Genomic DNA, 17,521 nt, shown 5'->3' with positions numbered 1-17,521 from the left:
TGTGAACGCGGCGAAGAACATCCTCGCCGCTGGGCTGGCGGAGAGGTGAAACGCCTGTGGAGCCGACGTAAGACCTCAAGGAGCGGGTTCCCTCTCTGGCGGGCGGTTGGCGGTGAAGCAGGAAACCTCACGGGCGACCGTGGGAATCCCCCTCGTTCACGAGGGGGAAGATGTCAACGTCTCGCCTTTCCGGTGTGGCAGGCGTGAGCGAGTGGTGATGAAGAGCCCAGGATCTCGGCACCGGGCTGCAAGCAACCTTAGTTGACTAATACGAATTAGTCAACGCAGGTTGCTGATTGCGGCTCCGGCGGCATCTCGCCGCCGGAGGAGAAGGCCCCGATCAAGGGGTAGCGTCGGCAGCCGGAAGGACGCCGTCGCCGACGAAAGGACCCGCCAACGCCCGTACGCGGGATCGCGAGGCGCCACACCGCCGGGAAGAGCAGGGGCACCGGCCGTGCGCCTGGCGGCCTCAAGGCCGGCCGGGCGCGCCTCCGGTCACCTAGATTCCGCGCCCCGCACGATCAGCCGTGCGACCTCCTCCGGCGCCTCCACGTGCACGTAGTGCCCGGTCGGCACATCGGCGAGGGTCAGCAGGGGCGTGACCGCGGCGGTCGCGGCGAGTTCCCTGGCGAAGCCGCGCCGGTAGGCGGCGAACACCTCCGCGACGTCCGGCGGCAGCATCTCCTCCAGCTCCGTCGCCGTCGAGGAGACGACCAGCAGCGGGCATCGAGCCGCCCGGTACGTCGCGAACAGGTCGAGCACGTCCATCTGGGCGACCAGGTGAGCCAGGTCCGGATCGGTGGCCTCCGCGGTGAGGAAGTCACGCATGATCCGCTCGCTCTTCTCTGGGTCGACCCCCTCGTACGGGCCCGTCGGGTTGGTGTGCCCGTCGAGGTTCACGGCCAGCGGGCATTCGGGATGCTCGGTGGCCCAGAGCGCGGCGACCAGCCCGCCGAGCGAGTGCCCTGCCACGACCGGCCGGTCCATGCCGTGCTCCTCGATCGCCGCGGCGACGGCGGTGAGCGCGCCCGGCCACGACCACGTGCCCATCTCGGGCAACTCAATCGCGACGGTGCGCAGGCCCGCCGCCCGCAGGACGGGCGCCGCGCGCTCCCAGTCCCGGCTCGTCCGTCCACCGCCGGGGAGCAGAAGAATCTCACGCATCCCCGTACCTTCGCGGATCGCGGCCGCGCGCACAAACGCATTCCAGGCAGGTCCACGTGCTCCGGTCCTAAGATCCGCGCCCGCCTAGATCACCCGCAGGTGCGGCCCGGGTCCGCTAGGACGGGGCCTTCGCCCAGGCGCGGGCGGCGGGAATGATCTCCTCTACCGGGGCCACCTCCGGATACCAGGTGCGCTCCCACTCCAGCGAGATCCAGCCCGGATAACCGCCCGCCACCAGCACCTCGCGGACGGCGGTCAGCGGAACGCCGCCCTCGCCCATGGGGACGGGAGTGGTGTCCGTCGCCGAGGCGGCATCCTTCGTCTGGACATAGCCGAGATGGTCGCGCAGGGCGTCGAACGTGGCCTGCGGAGCTTCACCGCTCCGCCAGGTGTGCAGGGTGTCCCACACGGCCCCGGTCACGTCGGGCAACGCCGCCGCCTCCAGCAGCCGCCGTACGGCGGAGCCCGTGCTGTGCGAGTCGTGGGTCTCGATCAGCACCCGGACCCCGGCTCGCCGGGCGAAAGGGGCGATCTCTGCGAGCCGCCGGGCCACCAGTTCCTCGGCGTCTTCAGCACTGGAACCAGCGAATCCCGGGAACATTCGGACATAGCCCGCCCCCAGGTCGGCGGCAAGGCTCACCTCGGCGCGCAGTGCCGCGAGCACCTCGTCGTCGGGATCGGGCGAGGCGATGCGCACGTACCCGGCCAGGGCGAGCGCCTGCAACCCGGCCTCGGCGAGCGTCGTCCTGGCCGAGGCGCGCCCGGCCGCGTCGAGCCCCGTGTGCACGCCGGTGTCGGGATGGGCGCGCAGTTCCAGACCGTCGCACCCGGTCTCCTCCGCGAGCCGGCAGGCCTCGGCGAGCCCGAGCCCCGGCATCCCGAGCGTGCTCACCGCGAACGGCCACGTCCGCGCGGGCCTCGGCACGGGCACGGAACTCATGCGTCCTCCAGGAGGCTTCTGGTGCTCTCACGCAGGACGACCTCGGTCTCGGCGGGCTCGGCCACGATGGGGACGGTGCCGAGGGCCAGGGCGACCGCGCGGCGGCCCATGTCGGCGAGCGGCAGCCGTACCGTGGTGAGGGCCGGGGTGAGGTCGCGCAGGGTCGGGATGTCGTCGAAGCCGGCCACCGAGATGCGGCCGGGCACCTCGCAGCCGCCGTCGCGCAGGGCCGCGAGCGCGCCCACGGCCATCACGTCGTTGACCGCGAAGACGCAGGTCACATCGGTGTCCGCGGCCAGCAGTCGCTGCGCGGCCGCGTAACCGCCGTCGCGGTCGAAGGGGCCGGGGAACAGCAGGGGTGCGGGCAGCCCGAGCGAGGCGAGACCTTCGGCGAACCCGGCGACCCGGTCCGCGGCGGTGAGCAGCGTGGCGGGGCCGGTGAGCACGGCGAAGCGGGTGTGGCCGAGCCCGGCCAGGGAGCGGGCCAGCTCACCGGCTCCGGCGTGGTTGTCGGGCACGACCGTGTCGACGCCGAGCAGATCCTGACCGATCAGGGCGGCGCGGCCGCCGGTGCCCCGGTAGCGGTCGAGTTCGGCCCGCAGCCGCTCGGTCATCGCGGCGTCGTCGATCCGGCTGCCGGCCAGCACGATCGCCCGGACGCGCTGCGCCCGCAGGGTGGCGACGTAGCCGATCTCGGCCTCGGGGTCGCGGAAGGTCGTGCCGACCATGACCGAGAGCCCGTGCATGTCCGCGGCGCGGACGACCGCGTTGGCGAGGACCGCGAAGTAGGGGTCGGACAGATCGTGGACCACCAGGCCGAGGATGTCGCTGGCGCTGCGGGCGAGGGCCTGCGCGGCGCGGTTGGTGGTGTAGCCCAGCTCGGTCGCCGCGTGCTCCACGCGCTCGCGCAGTTCCCTGCCGACCTGCCGGGTGCTGCCGTTGAGCACCCGTGACGCGGTGGCCAGCGAGACGCCGGCGTGCTTGGCGACATCTTCGAGCGTGGCGTCACGCGGCATGCTGCTCCCGTCGTCGTAGCGTGGGAAACGCTTTCCGAAGCGTATGATTCCACATCAGTGGCGCTTGATCCGGCGCGGTGACGGCAGGTCGTGCCGTCCGGAGACGAACTCCTGGACTGCGATCTTGACACGGATGACCGGTCGTCGCCAGCGGTCCTCCCTGCCCACCGCCCGCACCATCTTGCCCGGTCTCGGGCGTAACGCGCCAGGGGCGAAGAACCAGTGCGCCCACGGGGAGCCCGGCCTGGCCAGCCGTACCGCGCCCACCACCAGCAGGACCGGGACGAACAACCCCACCAGGCCGGTCCAGATCTTGCCCTTGAGCAGCGTCACCACCGCGAGCACGAGGTTGACCACCAGGACGGTCCCGGCGAGCAGCGGCCCCTGCGGGAGGGTCACGGGCATCTCCCAGCCGAGCGGGCGCAGCCCGGTCAGCAGCAGGCCGGTCACCGCGACGGCCACGAAGACCGCGTCGACGGAGGCGCGTCCCTCCTCCATCCAGTACACGTCGCGCAGGTGCAGGATCAGCGCGAACTCGTCGAGCACCAGGGCCGCGCCCACCCCGAAGATCGACGCCGTGACGGCGTACCACCCCTCGGAGATGCCGGAGACCACCAGCCCGGAGACCCCGCCGAACAGCATCAGCACCACCCCGAACACGACGTGGTGGACATGGATCTCGCCGACGTTGACGTTCTTGAACCACCACCGCACCTGGGCCCTGATCAGCCGTACGTTGATCCGGGTGAACACGAAGGCGATGATCAGAGAGGTGAAGAAGCAGAACAGCGGCAGCCGACCGGTGTCCACGATGCGTGCTACGAACCAGTCCCCCATGTCTCGCCCCATTCCCGATGGTAGACGCCGTGTCAGGCGAGGAAGCCGCGCAACAGGGCCGCGGTGCCGTCGAGATGCTCCACGACCGCCCGGACGGCGGCCTCCGGATCGCCCGCCAGGATCGCGGACACGATCGCCTCGTGCTGGGTCGCGGCGTGGTCGATGTTGGGCTGGAGCACCGGGATCGCGTTGAGCAGGTCGGTCACCCGCAGCCGGGCGTCGGCGCAGGCCCCGGCGAGCAGCGGGGAGCCGGTGAGTTCGGCGATCGACAGGTGGAAGGCGGTGTCGAGCCGCCGGTAGTCGCCGGGACCGGCCCGGTTGACGTCGGCGAGGCGACGGCGCAACGTGGCGCGCCGGGCCTGGGTGAGCGGCTCGCCCGCGAGCACCCGCGCCGCGCCGCATTCCACGGCCATCCGGAACGTGAGGGCGTCGGCCAGCTCGCCCGAGCCCATCTCGTCCAGCGCCTTGCGCAGGTCGCCATGGCGGGGAGGCGGCGCCTGGTAGATCACGAATGCGCCGCCGTACCGGCCGCGCCGGACGTCGAGGAAGCCCGCGTCGGACAGCGACCTGATCGCCTCGCGAAGCGTCACCCGGCTGATGCCGAGCAGTACGGCGAGCTCTCGCTCGGGGGGCAGTTTGTGCCCCGGCGCGACCACGCCGAGCTTGATCACCTGCAGCAGGCGCTCCACGGTCTCCTCGAAGGCGTTACCGCCTCGCACGGGGCGGAGCACGACGGTCAAACGCGCCGACTCGTCCAATATCACCTCCAGGTATCAACAAGATACCTCAAGCAGACTTCCTGACCTGCGATAACGAAGGCGTGAAAGCCTGCCGATAAACTCGGCGAATTCTCGTGAAATGCCGTTGCCAATTCGCCGTCCATTAGACCGGCCTTGCCCCGGTCAAGCAGGAACCTCCGGCCGATCTGGCCACGGCGGTCACCGATCCGCGCGCGACTCCGCGTCACGGACCAGCAGCGCCGCCTGCACCCGGTTCGCGCAGTCCAGCTTGGCGAGGATGCGGCTCATGTAGGTCTTGACGGTCGCCTCGCTCAGGTGGACGCGCCTGCCCGTCTCGGCGTTGGACAGGCCCTCGCCGACCAGTGCGAGGATCTCCCGCTCGCGGGCCGTGAGGACGGCCAGCCGCCGCGCCGCCTCCCGGCCGCGTTCGTCCTCGCCGAGCGAGACCATGCCGAGCACCTGCCGCGTCACGGCCGGCGAGAGATACGCCTCCCCCGCGTGGGCGGCGCGCACCGCGCGGATCAGCTCCTCCGGAGCGCAGTTCTTCAGGACGAATCCGGAGACGCCGGCGTGCAGCGCCAGCCGTACGTTGCGCTCGTCGCCGAAGGCGGTGAGCATCACCACCCGCGGCCCCGCCAGCCGGGCGGCGGCGGCGAGACCGTCGAGCACCGGCATGGTGATGTCGAGGAGCGCCACGTCGACGTGGTGGCGGCGGGCGGCCTCCACGGCCTGCCGGCCGTTCGCCACGCCGGCCACGACCACGATGTCGCCGGCCGACTCCAGCACCGTCCGGACGCCCGCGACGATGAGGGGCTCGTCGTCCGCGATCAGCACCCTGATCACGCCGCCTCCTCCACCGCACCGCGCGTCACGGGGAACATCGCGACCAGGCGGAACGTGTGCGGGTGCGGGTGGACGCGCAGCAGCCCGCCCGCCGAGCGGACGCGTTCCGACAGCCCGGTCAGCCCGTGGCCGGCCGGCGTCGTCCGGGTGGGCGGCACCCTCTCGTCATCGAAACGCCGGGCCGTCGTCCGTGCGGGGCCGGCCGCGTTGCCCACGGCGACCAGCAGGGCGTCCGGCTGCCAGTCGAGCGACACGGTGACCGGCGAGCCCGGGGCGTGTTTCGCGGCGTTGGTCAGACCCTCCTGGACGACCCGGTAGGAGGCATGGGCCGCGGCCGCTCCGCCGAGCCGGCCGGCCACGCCCGATCGTTCGATCCGCACCGGGACGCCCGCCCGCCGGAACTCCGCGACCAGCTGCTCGATCCCTTCCAGCCCGGGTGAGTCGTCGCGCCGCAAGGTGCCCACCACCTCGTGCAACTCGTCGACGGCCGCCCGCGCGGCGCTCGCGAGGTTCCGTACCGTCTGCCGCTGGTCCGCGGGCAGCGGGGCCACCTCCAGCGCCGCCGCCTGCACCGACACCAGGCTGAGCGCGTGGCCGAGGGAGTCGTGCATGTCCCGCGCGATGCGCAGCCGCTCGCGCAGCCGCTCCCGCTCGGCGGTGAGCTCCCGCTCGCGGCGCAGGTGCTCGCCCTGCTGGGCCAGATAGCGACCGGCCATCATGGGCAACGCCACCAGCACCACGCCACGGGCCAGGACGATCCACGGCTCGGGCGGGATCGCGGATCGGTGCGAGATCAGGAGCAGCATGCCCAGGTAGACGACGGCCGCGCCGATCGTCAGCGCCGCTTCCAGGCCGACCGGCCTGCGGCGTCCGGCCTGATAGCTCGTGCAGGCCAGCAGGGCGAGCGACGCGCCGGAGAACAACGCCATCGGCACCGTGACCAGGAAGGCCAGGAACGGCGCCCGGGAGACCAGCACCATGACGAGCGTCGTCAGCAGGGCGTACGCGGCGAGTGCCCAGCCCTCCGTCCCGGCCAGCCACAACAGCGTCGTGTCAGCGATCACCACGGCGGCGGCGAGAGCGAGTCGGGCCATGCGGGTCACCCTACTGACCGGTGGCCGCGCGGAATCCGTCAACTTTCGTGAACACGGCGGACGACTTTCGCCGACTGCCCCCGCGGCCCGCGCCTTCCTAGCGTGTCAGCATGATCAGAACTCTTCTGGCCCTGGCCGTACTCGCACCACCGAACCCCGCGCAGGCACCGCGGCAGCTCGAATGGCAGCCGTGCCCGGGACAGCCCACGTCCGCGATCGAGTGCGCGGACCTGCCGGTCGCCCTGTCGAAGCCGGGCGGCCGCAAGATCACCCTGAAGGTGGCCCGGCTGCCCGCGACCGGCGTCAAGAAGGGCTCGGTGCTGGTCAACTTCGGCGGCCCGCAGGGCGACCAGATCGCCATCATGCGTTCCGTCCGGCCCGAGGTCTTCGCCGAGATCCGTCAGTCGATGGACGTCGTCACGTGGGACCCGCGGGGATATCCGGGGCTCGGCAGCCCGGCTCTCGCGTGCGACTGGAGCGCGCTGACCACGCCGGCGATCCCGGACGACCAGGCCGGATTCGACCGCCTCGCCGCGGAGAACCGGACCAGGGCGAACAAGTGCCGGGACACGGACCCCGAACTCTTCGACCACATGGACGCAGCCTCCGACGCCCGTGACGCGGATGCCGTACGGCAGGCGCTCGGCGAGGACAGGATGAACTTCATCGGGACCTCGTACGGCGGCGCCATCGCCCAGTCGTATGCCCGGTTGTTTCCCGGCCGGGTGCGCACGATGTACATCGACGGCACCGGGAACCACGGCGCCCGTGACTGGGAACGGGAACTCGACGCCATCGCCCGCGACAACGAGCGCCTGATGGGACGGTTCTTCGACTGGGCCGACGCCGGGCTGGAGAAGCGCTGGCGCGCGCTGGTCGCCAAGGCGGACAAGGACCCCATACCGGCCCCCAAGGTGAACGCCCGCTACGACGGGACACAGGTGCAGTCGCTCGCGTTCCAGAAGTACAAGAGGGGGCCCGATCGATGGGCCGAGGTCTCGGCGGCCATCACGGCGGCCGAGAAGGGCGACGCCTCCGGATTCGCCCCCTCCGGTAGCAACCCCTACCCGAGCCTGCAGGGCGGCGGCGTGAAGGAGTGCCTCGACTTTCCCCGGCCCGTGACGCGGGAACAGGTGGCGAGCACGACGCGGCGGCTGCGCCGGATCGCGCCCAGCGCCGGCGCCGCGTTCCCGCTCGCCTGGCACCTGCCGCTCACCTGCGCGGGATGGCCGGCGCCGGTCGCCAATCCGCCGAAGCCGCTGCCCGGGAAGAAGCTCCCGCCGATCCTGGGAGCGGGCACCTGGCTGGACCACGCGCCCACCGCACGGGTCGTCGGCCAGGTTCCCGGCAGCCGGATGATCGAGTTCGACGGCCCGGGGCACAACCTCTTCGCCGCGATGGCCAACGCGTGCGTCATCGATCATGTCAGCCGATACGTCGTCACGCGGGAACTGCCGTCCCGCGATTCGGAGTGTTCGTGAGAGATGCACGTCCCGGGCTGACACTCTTGACATGACACTTCGGATGGATATCAATGGTCTGATACTGACCCAATAAAGGTCACCGAGGAGGCGGCGTGCTGTCGTTAGAGGAACTCCGCGACGACGTGGCCACGGGTGACATCGACACGGTCCTGCTGGCGATCGCCGACATGCAGGGACGGCTGCAGGGCAAACGGCTCTCCGCCCGTTACTTCCTCGAAGAGGTGGCCGGGCACGCCGCCGAGGGATGCGACTACCTTCTCGCCGTCGACGTCGACATGAACACGGTCGGCGGCTACGCCATGTCGTCCTGGGACCAGGGCTACGGCGACCTGGTGATGCGTCCCGACCTGTCCACGCTGCGCAGGATCCCCTGGCAGGAGGGCACCGCGCTGCTGATGGCCGACATCGTCTGGGCCGACGGTTCCGACATCGTGGTCTCCCCCCGGCAGATCCTGCGCCGCCAGCTCGACCGGCTGGCCGAGCGCGGCTGGCGCGCCTTCGTCGGCACCGAGCTGGAGTTCGTCGTCTACGACGACACCTACGAGGACGCCTGGCGGCGCGGCTACCGCGACATGTCGCCCGCCAACCTCTACAACGTCGACTACTCCCTCCTCGGTACGGCCCGCGTCGAGCCCCTGCTGCGCCGGATCAGGCGCGGCATGGAGGGCGCGGGGATGTACGTCGAGTCCGCCAAGGGCGAGTGCAACCTCGGCCAGCACGAGATCGCCTTCAGGTACGCCGAGGCGCTGGAGACGTGCGACAACCACTCGATCTACAAGAACGGCGCCAAGGAGATCGCGGCCCAGGAGGGCAGGTCGATCACCTTCATGGCCAAGCCCAACGAGCGCGAGGGCAACTCCTGCCATCTCCACATCTCGCTCCGGTCCACCGGCGGCGAGCCGGTGATGGCGGGCGGCGGGCCGTACGGGCTGTCGGAGGTGGGCTCGCGCTTCATCGCGGGCCAGCTGGCCGCGATGCGCGAACTGACCCTGCTCTACGCGCCGAACATCAACTCCTACAAGAGATACGTGCCGGGCAGCTTCGCGCCGACCGCGGTGAAGTGGGGGGTCGACAACCGCACCTGCTCGCTGCGGCTGGTCGGGCGGGGGCACTCGCTCCGGGTGGAGAACCGGGTGCCGGGCGGCGACGTCAACCCCTATCTCGCCGTGGCGGCGCTGATCGCGGCGGGGCTGCGCGGGATCGACGGGGAACTGCCGCTGGAGGATCCGTACCCCGGCAACGCCTACGACTCCGGAGCGGCGACCGTGCCCGCCACGCTGCGTGACGCGGCGCTGCTGTGGGAGCGATCCGACCTGGCCAGAGACTCCTTCGGCGAGGAGGTCGTGGCGCACTACGCGAACAACGCCAGGGTCGAGCTGGCCGCCTTCGACGCGGCGGTCACCGACTGGGAGCTGTTCCGCGGCTTCGAGCGGATGTGAGCAGATGAAGATCATCAATCCGGCGACCGAGGCCGTGATCGCCGACGTCGAGGCGGTCGACGCGGCGGAGGTCGACCGCGCCGTGGAGCGCGCCAGGAGAGCGCTGCCCGCCTGGCGCGCGGTGAGCCCGGGAGACCGGGCCAGGCTGCTGCGCCGTTTCGCCGCCGTGGTCGAGGAGCACGCCGAGGAGCTGGCGCTGCTGGAGGTCGCCAACGCGGGCCACACGATCGGCAACGCCCGCTGGGAGGCGGGCAACGTCGCCGACGTGCTGCACTACTACGCCGCCGCGCCGGAACGGGAGCACGGCAGGCAGATCCCGGTGGCGGGCGGCGTCGATCTCACCTTCGCCGAGCCGCTCGGGGTGGTCGGCGTGATCGTGCCGTGGAACTTCCCGATGGTCGTGATGACCTGGGGAGTCGCCCCCGCGCTCGCGGCGGGCAACACGGTGCTCGTCAAGCCCGCGGAATGGACCCCGCTGACGGCCGTCAGGCTGGCGGAGCTGGCGCTGGCGGCCGGTCTGCCCGAGGACGTGCTCCAGGTGCTGCCCGGCGCGGGCGAAGTCGCGGGGGCACGCCTGGTCGAGCACCCCGGCGTCAACAAGATCGTGTTCACCGGCTCCACCGAGGTGGGCAAGCGGATCGCCGCCGTCGCCGCGCGGACGGTCAAACGGCTCACCCTCGAACTCGGCGGCAAGAACGCCAACATCGTCTTCGCCGACGCCGACCTCGTCAAAGCCGCCGCGACCGCGCCCTACGCCGTGTTCGACAACGCCGGGCAGGACTGCTGCGCCCGCTCCCGGGTGCTGGTCGAACGCTCGGTCCACGACGAGTTCCTGGCCCGGCTCGACGAGGCGGTCCTCGGCGTGCGGGTGGGCGATCCGCTCGACCCCGCCACCGAGATGGGCCCGCTGATCAGCGCGGAGCACCTGGCCAGGGTCGCCTCGTTCGTCACCGGCACCCCGCACCTGGTCGGCTCATGCCCGGAGGGTCCCGGTCACTGGTACCCCCCGACCGTGCTCACCCCCTCGCCCGGCGACCCCGCCTACACCGAGGAGATCTTCGGCCCGGTGGTGAGCGTGCTGCCCTTCGACGACGAGGCCGACGCCGTACGGCTCGCCAACGACACGAGGTACGGCCTCAGCGGGTCGATCTGGACCCGGGACGTGGGCCGTGCGCTGCGGGTGGCCAGGGCGGTCGAGGCGGGCAACCTCAGCGTCAACTCGCATGCCGGCGTGCGCTACTGGACCCCCTTCGGCGGCTTCAAGCAGTCAGGCCTGGGACGGGAGCTGGGCCCCGACGCGCTCGCCGCCTTCACCGAGACCAAGAACGTCTTCATCTCAACGGAGTAAGCATGCAGCGTCTGCAGGATCGGGTGGCCGTGATCACCGGGGCGGCGAGCGGCATCGGGCTGGCCACCGCGCACCGGTTCGCGCAGGAGGGCGCGCGGGTGGTCTGCGCGGACGTCGACGAGGCGGCGGGCACGAAGGCGGCGGCCGAGGTCGAGGGGCTGTTCGTGCGGGCCGACGTGACGGTGGAGGACGACGTCGTCCGGATGTACCAGGCGGCGTTCGACGCCTACGGCAGCGTGGACATCGCCTTCAACAACGCCGGCATCTCGCCGCCCGAGGACGACTCGATCCTGGAGACGGGCCTCGACGCCTGGCGCCGGGTGCAGGAGGTCAACCTCACCAGCGTCTATCTCTGCTGCAAGCACGTGCTCCCCTACATGCGGCGGCAGGGCAGGGGGTCGATCATCAACACGGCCTCGTTCGTCGCGGTGCTGGGCTCGGCGACCAGTCAGATCTCCTACACGGCCTCCAAGGGCGGCGTGCTCGCCATGTCCAGGGAGCTGGGGGTGCAGTTCGCCCGCGAGGGCATCCGGGTGAACGCGCTGTGCCCCGGCCCGGTGAACACGCCGCTGCTGCGCGAGCTGTTCGCCAAGGATCCCGAGCGGGCCCAGCGCCGTCTGGTGCACGTCCCCGGCGGCCGGTTCGCCGAGCCGTGGGAGATCGCGGCGGCGGTGGCCTTCCTCGCCTCCGACGACGCCTCCTTCGTCAACGCCGCGGAGTTCATGGTCGACGGCGGCATCTCCGGCGCCTACGTCACCCCGCTCTGATGGGCCGCCCGGTCATCGGCATCACCTGCTACGTCGAGCCCGCGCGCTTCACGGTGTGGGAGACGCCGGCCGCGCTGCTGCCGCACGCCTACGTCGAACACGTCACGCGGGCCGGCGGGCAGCCGGTGATCCTGCCGCCCGCCGGCGACCCCGGCGCGCTCGTCGGCCGCCTCGACGGCCTCATCTTGGCGGGCGGCGGCGACCTCGACCCCGGCACGTACGGCGAGCAGCCCCACCAACAGACCGGCTATATCCGGAAATTTCGTGATGAAGCGGAGCTTGAGGTGACGCAGGCTGCCCTGGCGGCCCGGCTCCCCTTTCTCGGCATCTGCCGCGGACTCCAGATCCTGAACGTGGCCCTGGGCGGCACCCTCCACCAGCATCTGCCCGACGTGGTCGGGCACACCGGCCACGCGCCCGCGCCCGGCGCCTACGGGCCGCTGGCCGTGCGTCCCGTGGCCGGCACCCGCCTCGCCGGGATCATCGAGCCCGGCGATGTCCTGCACTACCACCACCAGTCGGTCGCCAAGCTCGCCGACGGTCTCGTCGCCGCCGCGCACGCCGACGACGGCACGATCGAAGCCGCCGAGCACCCCGCCCATCCCTTCACGCTGGCCGTACAGTGGCATCCGGAGGCGGGTGCGGATCCCGCCCTCTTCGACGCCCTGATCACCGCCGCCCGCTGATTCATTTGTGGTGACTTGTCGCCTTTGGTGGCATATGGGGCTTAAGGTGCCATTCATGCATATCCGTCCCCCCGTATCGGCGGCTTCGATGGTCGCCGTGCTCACGGTGATGGCGCTGGAACTGCTCCGCGTGAGCGGCCCCCTGCTCGACGCCACACCGGGCGGTGTGCCCGGTAAGGGACTGGCCACGCTGGGCGTCTTCATCGCGCCCGTGCTGGCCTGGCCGGTCGCCCGGATGCTCGCCGGCCGCGCCGTCGCGGTGACGGTCGCCGTCCTGGTCGGCCTCCGGCTGGCGCTTCAGATCTTTCCCGCTCCGCCGTACGCGCTGGGGCTGGCGGGGGCGGTCGTCGGGATGATCACGCTGGTGGTCGCGGTGAGCCGGGCGGAGGGCGGGGCGGCGGCCATGGGGGTGCTCAGCGGGGTGGCGCTCGACCTCGGGGTGCGCTCGCTGTCGGGCACCTGGGACGTGATCTGGCAGCCGGGAGCGGTGCCCTGGCTGGTCACCGGGGCTACGTGCGCAGCCGCGGCGGGGCTGACCTGGTGGACGCTCAGGCAGCCGGCGGCGGTGCCGACCTCCGGACGCCGGGCGTGGGTGGTCGGGCCGTTCCTCGGGCTGGCCGTGCTGTTCCTCGCGAACCCGGCGTTCGCGGCCTCCCAGGCGGCGGTCTCCGCGCCGGTCGCCTCGGGGTCGCTCATCCTCGGCGCGTTGTTCGCCGTGGTGGTCGCCGGCGAGGCCCGGCACACCGCCGTGCTGGGCGGGACGGTTGCCGGCGTGGCGGCCACCGCGGCGCTCACCGGCGGCACGGCCGTCGCACTGCTCTCCCCCGGCCCGCAGGCGTTGATCGCCCTGGTCGCCGGCCTGGTCTCCGCCGCGCTGCTGCTGGCCCGCGCCCTCGGCGGCACCGGACTGCCGGGCGTCGGTCACGCGGGACTCGGCGCGGGCCTGGGCTTCCTGGTGACCGTGCTCCCCTACCAGGCCCACTACGAGTTGCCCCTCGGCGTGCCGAACGTGGTCTGGCCGCTGGCCGGCGTGGCGCTGCTGGCCGTCGCCGGACTGCGCGCCGCTCCCGCCGGGCGCTCGGGCACGCTCACCCACGAGTTCCATCTCGCGGGGGGGTGCGCGATCGCCCTGCTCGCACCGGTGATCGCGCTGGTCACCAACCCGGCCCCGGTCGCCAAGCAGGCGCCGCGCGGCCAGGTCAAGCTGTTCAGCTGGAACGTCCACTACGGCGTCAGCGGCGCGCCCGCCGTCGATCCCGAGGCGATCGCCAGAGTGATCGAGGACCGCGATCCCGACGTGATCATGCTCCAGGAGGTCAGCCGGGGCTGGCCGGTCGGCGGCGGCCTGGACCTCGCCGAATGGCTCGCGAGGAGGCTGCGGCTCGACTACGTGTGGGCGCCCGCCGCCGACGGCCAGTTCGGCAACATGATCCTGTCGAAGGTGCCGCTGACCGACGTCGGCACCGGCCGCCTGCCGTACGGGGCGGGGCCGATGAAGCGGTCCTACGCGGCGGGGACGGTCGCCGGGCGGTTGCGGGTGATGACCACCCACCTCCAGCACCGGGACGGCAACACCCCGACGCGGCTGCGGCAGATCGAGTCCCTGCTCGCGGCGTGGGGCGGCGTGCGGCCCGCGGTGATCGCCGGCGACCTCAACTTCAAGCCGTCCTGGCCGGTCGAGCCGGCGGCGTTCACCCGGGCCGGGTTCACCAGCGCGCAGGACGTCACGGGCCACGGCGCGGAGTTCACCGCGCCGACGAGCAGGCCGGACAACCGGGTGGACTGGATCTGGGGCACCCGGGACCTGGCCTTCCGGGATTTCGCGATCCTTGACGAGGTGACCACCTCCGATCACTTCCCGCTGGAGGCCACGGTGACGCTGCCGGATCGCCGGACCCCGCCGGGTGACCGGTGACCGATGATCGCCCGGCGGGGCCTGGCGCGACCGCCGCGCACTGATAAGCTGTCGCGCGTTACCGGCGAACCCACGCGGGAGAGCGCTCTGGCACCCGGCCAGGGCCCCTGAAGGAGCAAGCCCTCCCCGCGAACCTCTCAAGGAAAAGGACCGCGCGGGCCAGGTGACCTCTGGAAAGCAGGCCGTCGCGCCTCGCCGAAGGTGAAAGTCCGGTTAAGAACCGGGCGAAGCTCTCAGGCACCCACGACAGAGGGGGAGGATGCTCACATCCGACTCCTCTGAGGTGCGAACATGTCCCGACCCACGCCGCTGCGCGAGGTGCACGAGAGCCTCGGCGCGACACTCACCGACTTCGCCGGCTGGTTGATGCCGCTGCGCTACGGCAGCGAGTCCGCCGAGCACAACGCGGTGCGCGAAGCCGCCGGCCTGTTCGACCTCTCGCACATGGGCGAGATCCACCTCACCGGCCCCGGCGCGGCGGCCGCCCTCGACTACGCGCTGGTCAGCGAGCTGAGCACGCTCGCACCCGGCCGCGCCAGATACACCATGATCTGTGCCGAGAGCGGCGGGGTGCTCGACGACCTGATCGTCTACCGGCTCGCCCCCGACTCCTTCATGGTCGTGGCCAACGCCTCCAACTACCTGCGGGTGGCCGCCGAGCTGACCACCAGGTCCGAGCCGTACGACGTGGTGGTCGAGGACCGTTCCGAGGAGTACGCGCTGATCGCGGTGCAGGGCCCGAGGTCGGTGGAGATCGTGGCCAAGCTGACCGACGCCGACCTGGCCGGGCTGAAGTACTACGCGGGTCTGCCGGGCGCGGTGGCCGGGTTCGACGCGCTGATCGCGCGCACCGGCTACACCGGCGAGGACGGCTTCGAGCTGTTCGTCGCCGCCGCGGACGCGGTGCCGCTGTGGCAGGCGCTGACCGAGGCGGGCGAGCCGTACGGCCTGCGTCCCGCCGGGCTGTCGGCCCGCGACACGCTGCGGCTGGAGGCGGGCATGCCGCTGTACGGGAACGAGCTGTCCGAAGAGCTCACCCCGTTCGACGCCGGCCTCGGCCGTGTGGTGAAGTTCGACAAGGCGGGCGACTTCGTCGGCCGGGCCGCCCTGGAGCCACTCAGGGACGTCCCGGCGCGACGGCGGCGGGTCGGGCTGGTCGCGACCGGCCGCCGGGTGCCGAGGCACGGCTATCCGGTGGTGTCGCGCGCGGACGGGTCGGTGGTCGGCGAGGTGACCAGCGGGGCGCCTTCGCAGTCGCTGGGCAGGCCGATCGCGATGGCCTACATCGACACGGACGTCGACTCGGGCGTCACCGGCGGCCTGGCCGTCGACATCCGGGGCACGCACGAGCCGGTCGAGATGGTGGAACTGCCTTTCTACAGGAGGAACAAGTGAGCAGCATTCCCGAGGAGCTCAAGTACACCAAGGAGCACGAGTGGATCGCCGGCCTGGCCGAGGGAGCCACCGTGACCGTGGGCATCACCGCCTACGCGGCGGAGGCGCTCGGTGACGTGGTCTTCGTCCAGGTGCCCGAGGTCGGCTCGACCGTCTCGGCGGGCGACTCGATCGGCGAGGTCGAGTCGACCAAGTCGGTGAGCGACATCTTCGCCCCGGTCTCCGGTGAGGTGATCGAGGTCAACGATGCCGTGGTGGACGACCCCTCGCTGGTCAACAGCGACCCCTTCGGCGACGGCTGGATGTTCAGGATCCGCGTGGCGGGCGATGACCCCGGCAACCTGCTGTCACCGGTGGAGTACACCGCCCTCACGATCGGCGACTCCTGATTCCCGCCCGCCGGCCACCCGCCGGCGGGCCACCTAGGAAAGGCGCACTTCGATGGCGATCAGCGTCTTCGACCTGTTCAAGATCGGTATCGGCCCGTCCAGCTCGCACACCGGCGGCCCGATGGCCGCGGCCCACAGGTTCGCCCGCGGGCTGCACGCCGACGGCCTGCTGGAGAAGGTCTTCGGAGCCGAGGCGATCCTCTACGGCTCACTCGGCCTGACCGGCAAGGGCCACGGCAGCGACAAGGCCGTCCTGCTCGGCCTCTCCGGCGAGAAGCCCGAGACCGTCGACGTAGACACGGTCGATGACCGCCTGGCCGCCATGCGCGCCTCCGGCACCGTCACCCTGTACGGCGAGCGCGAGATCCCCTTCGTGGTCGGCGAGCACCTGGTGTTCGAGCGTAAGATCTCGCTTCCGCACCACCCCAACGGGATGCGGTTCACCGCCTTCGACGAGGCCGGCGAGCCGCTCCGGGAGAAGGTCTACTACTCCGTCGGCGGCGGTTTCGTGGTCGACGAGGAGGCCACCGGGGCCGACCGGATCAAGCCCGACGACACGCCTCTGCCGTACCCCTTCACGACCGCGGTGGAGCTGCTCGGGCACTGCGCCGACACCGGTCTGTCGATCTCCGGGCTGATGCTGGAGAACGAAAAGGCGTTCGGCCGCACCGCCGAGGAGATCCACACCGGTCTGCTGGAGCTGTGGCGGGTCATGTCGGCCTGCGTGCGGCGGGGCTGCGCCCAGGAGGGCGTGCTGCCCGGCGGGCTGAAGGTCAAGCGCCGGGCGCACCAGCTGCAGCGCCGGCTGCAGAGCGAGTCGCCGGAGAAGGACCCGTTGCAGACCATGGACTGGGTGACCCTGTTCGCGCTGGCCGTCAACGAGGAGAACGCCGCGGGCGGCCGGGTCGTCACCGCGCCGACCAACGGCGCGGCCGGCATCATCCCCGCCGTGCTGACCTACTACGACCGGTTCACCCCGCACTCCGACGAGGAGGGCGTGGTGCGGTTCCTGCTGACCGCCGGGGCGATCGGGGTGCTGTTCAAGGAGAACGCCTCCATCTCCGGCGCGGAGGTGGGCTGCCAGGGCGAGGTCGGCTCGGCCTGCTCGATGGCCGCCGCCGGGCTCACCGAGGTGCTGGGCGGCACCCCCGAGCAGGTGGAGAACGCGGCCGAGATCGGCATCGAGCACAACCTGGGCCTGACCTGCGACCCGATCGGCGGCCTGGTGCAGATCCCGTGCATCGAGCGGAACGCCGTGGCCTCCATCAAGGCCATCACCGCGGCCAGGATTGCGCTGCGCGGCGACGGGCGGCACTTCGTCTCGCTCGACCGTGCCGTCAAGACCATGCGCGACACCGGCAGGGACATGTTGGACAAGTACAAGGAGACCAGCCGGGGCGGACTGGCGGTCAACGTCATCGAGTGCTGATCCAACCTGTCTAAGATGGTTTGCCTGACTTGACG

Annotated in this window: 16 protein-coding genes and 2 riboswitches; of the genes, 9 read left to right on the top strand and 7 right to left on the bottom strand. The window is 71.6% G+C overall.

All coding sequences use genetic code 11. The features are described from left to right. Positions 1 to 495: 495 nt before the first annotated feature. The 7 genes from MBA17_RS45780 to MBA17_RS45750 all read right to left on the bottom strand — a co-directional run bounded on the left by MBA17_RS45780 (position 496) and on the right by MBA17_RS45750 (position 6,634). Positions 496 to 1,164 carry an alpha/beta fold hydrolase gene (locus MBA17_RS45780; protein WP_238504972.1) on the bottom strand — a complete coding sequence of 223 codons (669 nt, stop codon included), beginning with the start codon at positions 1,162 to 1,164 and terminating at the stop codon, positions 496 to 498. Between the two features lie 115 nt (positions 1,165 to 1,279). Next, the gene (locus MBA17_RS45775) at positions 1,280 to 2,104 is read right to left on the bottom strand and encodes a sugar phosphate isomerase/epimerase family protein (RefSeq protein ID WP_238504970.1); all 825 of its coding nucleotides are present in this window, start codon (positions 2,102 to 2,104) and stop codon (positions 1,280 to 1,282) included. Further along, a complete protein-coding gene (locus MBA17_RS45770) occupies positions 2,101 to 3,120 on the bottom strand; it encodes a LacI family DNA-binding transcriptional regulator (protein WP_238504968.1) in 1,020 nt (339 codons plus the stop codon). Before MBA17_RS45770 ends, MBA17_RS45775 begins: the two co-directional genes overlap by 4 nt. A 54-nt stretch (positions 3,121 to 3,174) precedes the next feature. Further along, a complete protein-coding gene (locus tag MBA17_RS45765) occupies positions 3,175 to 3,957 on the bottom strand; it encodes a hypothetical protein (RefSeq protein WP_238504966.1) in 783 nt (260 codons plus the stop codon). 32 nt (positions 3,958 to 3,989) lie between these two features. Continuing rightward, complete coding sequence (locus tag MBA17_RS45760; protein ID WP_455432979.1) at positions 3,990 to 4,676, bottom strand: FadR/GntR family transcriptional regulator; 687 nt, start codon at positions 4,674 to 4,676, stop codon at positions 3,990 to 3,992. A gap of 219 nt (positions 4,677 to 4,895) precedes the next feature. After that, on the bottom strand, positions 4,896 to 5,540 hold the full coding sequence (locus MBA17_RS45755; RefSeq protein WP_238504961.1) for a response regulator: 645 nt from the start codon (positions 5,538 to 5,540) through the stop codon (positions 4,896 to 4,898). Continuing rightward, complete coding sequence (locus MBA17_RS45750; RefSeq protein ID WP_238504959.1) at positions 5,537 to 6,634, bottom strand: sensor histidine kinase; 1,098 nt, start codon at positions 6,632 to 6,634, stop codon at positions 5,537 to 5,539. The genes MBA17_RS45755 and MBA17_RS45750 overlap by 4 nt, the downstream gene beginning before the upstream one ends. Positions 6,635 to 6,744: 110 nt before the next feature. Here MBA17_RS45750 and MBA17_RS45745 point away from each other — a divergent pair, with 110 nt between their 5' ends. From MBA17_RS45745 to MBA17_RS45705, 9 genes are all read left to right on the top strand, one after another. Beyond that, positions 6,745 to 8,115, top strand: a complete 1,371-nt coding sequence (locus MBA17_RS45745) for an alpha/beta fold hydrolase (RefSeq protein ID WP_238504952.1) — start codon at positions 6,745 to 6,747, stop codon at positions 8,113 to 8,115. Between the two features lie 98 nt (positions 8,116 to 8,213). After that, positions 8,214 to 9,557, top strand: coding sequence for a glutamine synthetase family protein (locus MBA17_RS45740; protein ID WP_238504986.1), 1,344 nt, complete (start codon positions 8,214 to 8,216; stop codon positions 9,555 to 9,557). Between the two features lie 4 nt (positions 9,558 to 9,561). Beyond that, positions 9,562 to 10,905: an aldehyde dehydrogenase family protein gene (locus MBA17_RS45735; RefSeq protein WP_238504950.1), complete on the top strand. Its 1,344-nt coding sequence runs from the start codon at positions 9,562 to 9,564 to the stop codon at positions 10,903 to 10,905. Positions 10,906 to 10,907: 2 nt separating this feature from the next. Beyond that, entirely contained in the window at positions 10,908 to 11,672 is a 765-nt protein-coding gene (locus MBA17_RS45730) for a 3-oxoacyl-ACP reductase (RefSeq protein ID WP_238504947.1), read from the top strand. After that, on the top strand, positions 11,672 to 12,358 hold the full coding sequence (locus MBA17_RS45725; protein WP_238504944.1) for a gamma-glutamyl-gamma-aminobutyrate hydrolase family protein: 687 nt from the start codon (positions 11,672 to 11,674) through the stop codon (positions 12,356 to 12,358). The genes MBA17_RS45730 and MBA17_RS45725 overlap by 1 nt, the downstream gene beginning before the upstream one ends. 55 nt (positions 12,359 to 12,413) lie before the next feature. Then, positions 12,414 to 14,273: an endonuclease/exonuclease/phosphatase family protein gene (locus MBA17_RS45720; RefSeq protein WP_238504938.1), complete on the top strand. Its 1,860-nt coding sequence runs from the start codon at positions 12,414 to 12,416 to the stop codon at positions 14,271 to 14,273. A 65-nt stretch (positions 14,274 to 14,338) separates the two neighbouring features. Further along, positions 14,339 to 14,436: riboswitch (glycine riboswitch) on the top strand. Next, a riboswitch (glycine riboswitch) is annotated at positions 14,437 to 14,533 on the top strand. It abuts the riboswitch before it with no gap. Between the two features lie 31 nt (positions 14,534 to 14,564). Next, positions 14,565 to 15,668: a glycine cleavage system aminomethyltransferase GcvT gene (gene gcvT, locus MBA17_RS45715; protein WP_238504931.1), complete on the top strand. Its 1,104-nt coding sequence runs from the start codon at positions 14,565 to 14,567 to the stop codon at positions 15,666 to 15,668. Then, on the top strand, positions 15,665 to 16,057 hold the full coding sequence (gene gcvH, locus MBA17_RS45710) for a glycine cleavage system protein GcvH (protein WP_238504919.1): 393 nt from the start codon (positions 15,665 to 15,667) through the stop codon (positions 16,055 to 16,057). The genes gcvT and gcvH overlap by 4 nt, the downstream gene beginning before the upstream one ends. Positions 16,058 to 16,109: 52 nt before the next feature. Then, positions 16,110 to 17,486, top strand: a complete 1,377-nt coding sequence (locus tag MBA17_RS45705) for an L-serine ammonia-lyase (RefSeq protein WP_238504917.1) — start codon at positions 16,110 to 16,112, stop codon at positions 17,484 to 17,486. Positions 17,487 to 17,521: the final 35 nt, after the last annotated feature.

This window comes from Dolomitihabitans soli, assembly GCF_022213955.1.
In the GTDB taxonomy this organism is placed as follows: Bacteria; Actinomycetota; Actinomycetes; order Streptosporangiales; family Streptosporangiaceae; genus Streptosporangium_A; species Streptosporangium_A soli.
The sequence above is the reverse complement of the archived record's forward strand: the minus strand, read 5'-3'. Positions and strand labels throughout refer to the sequence as shown.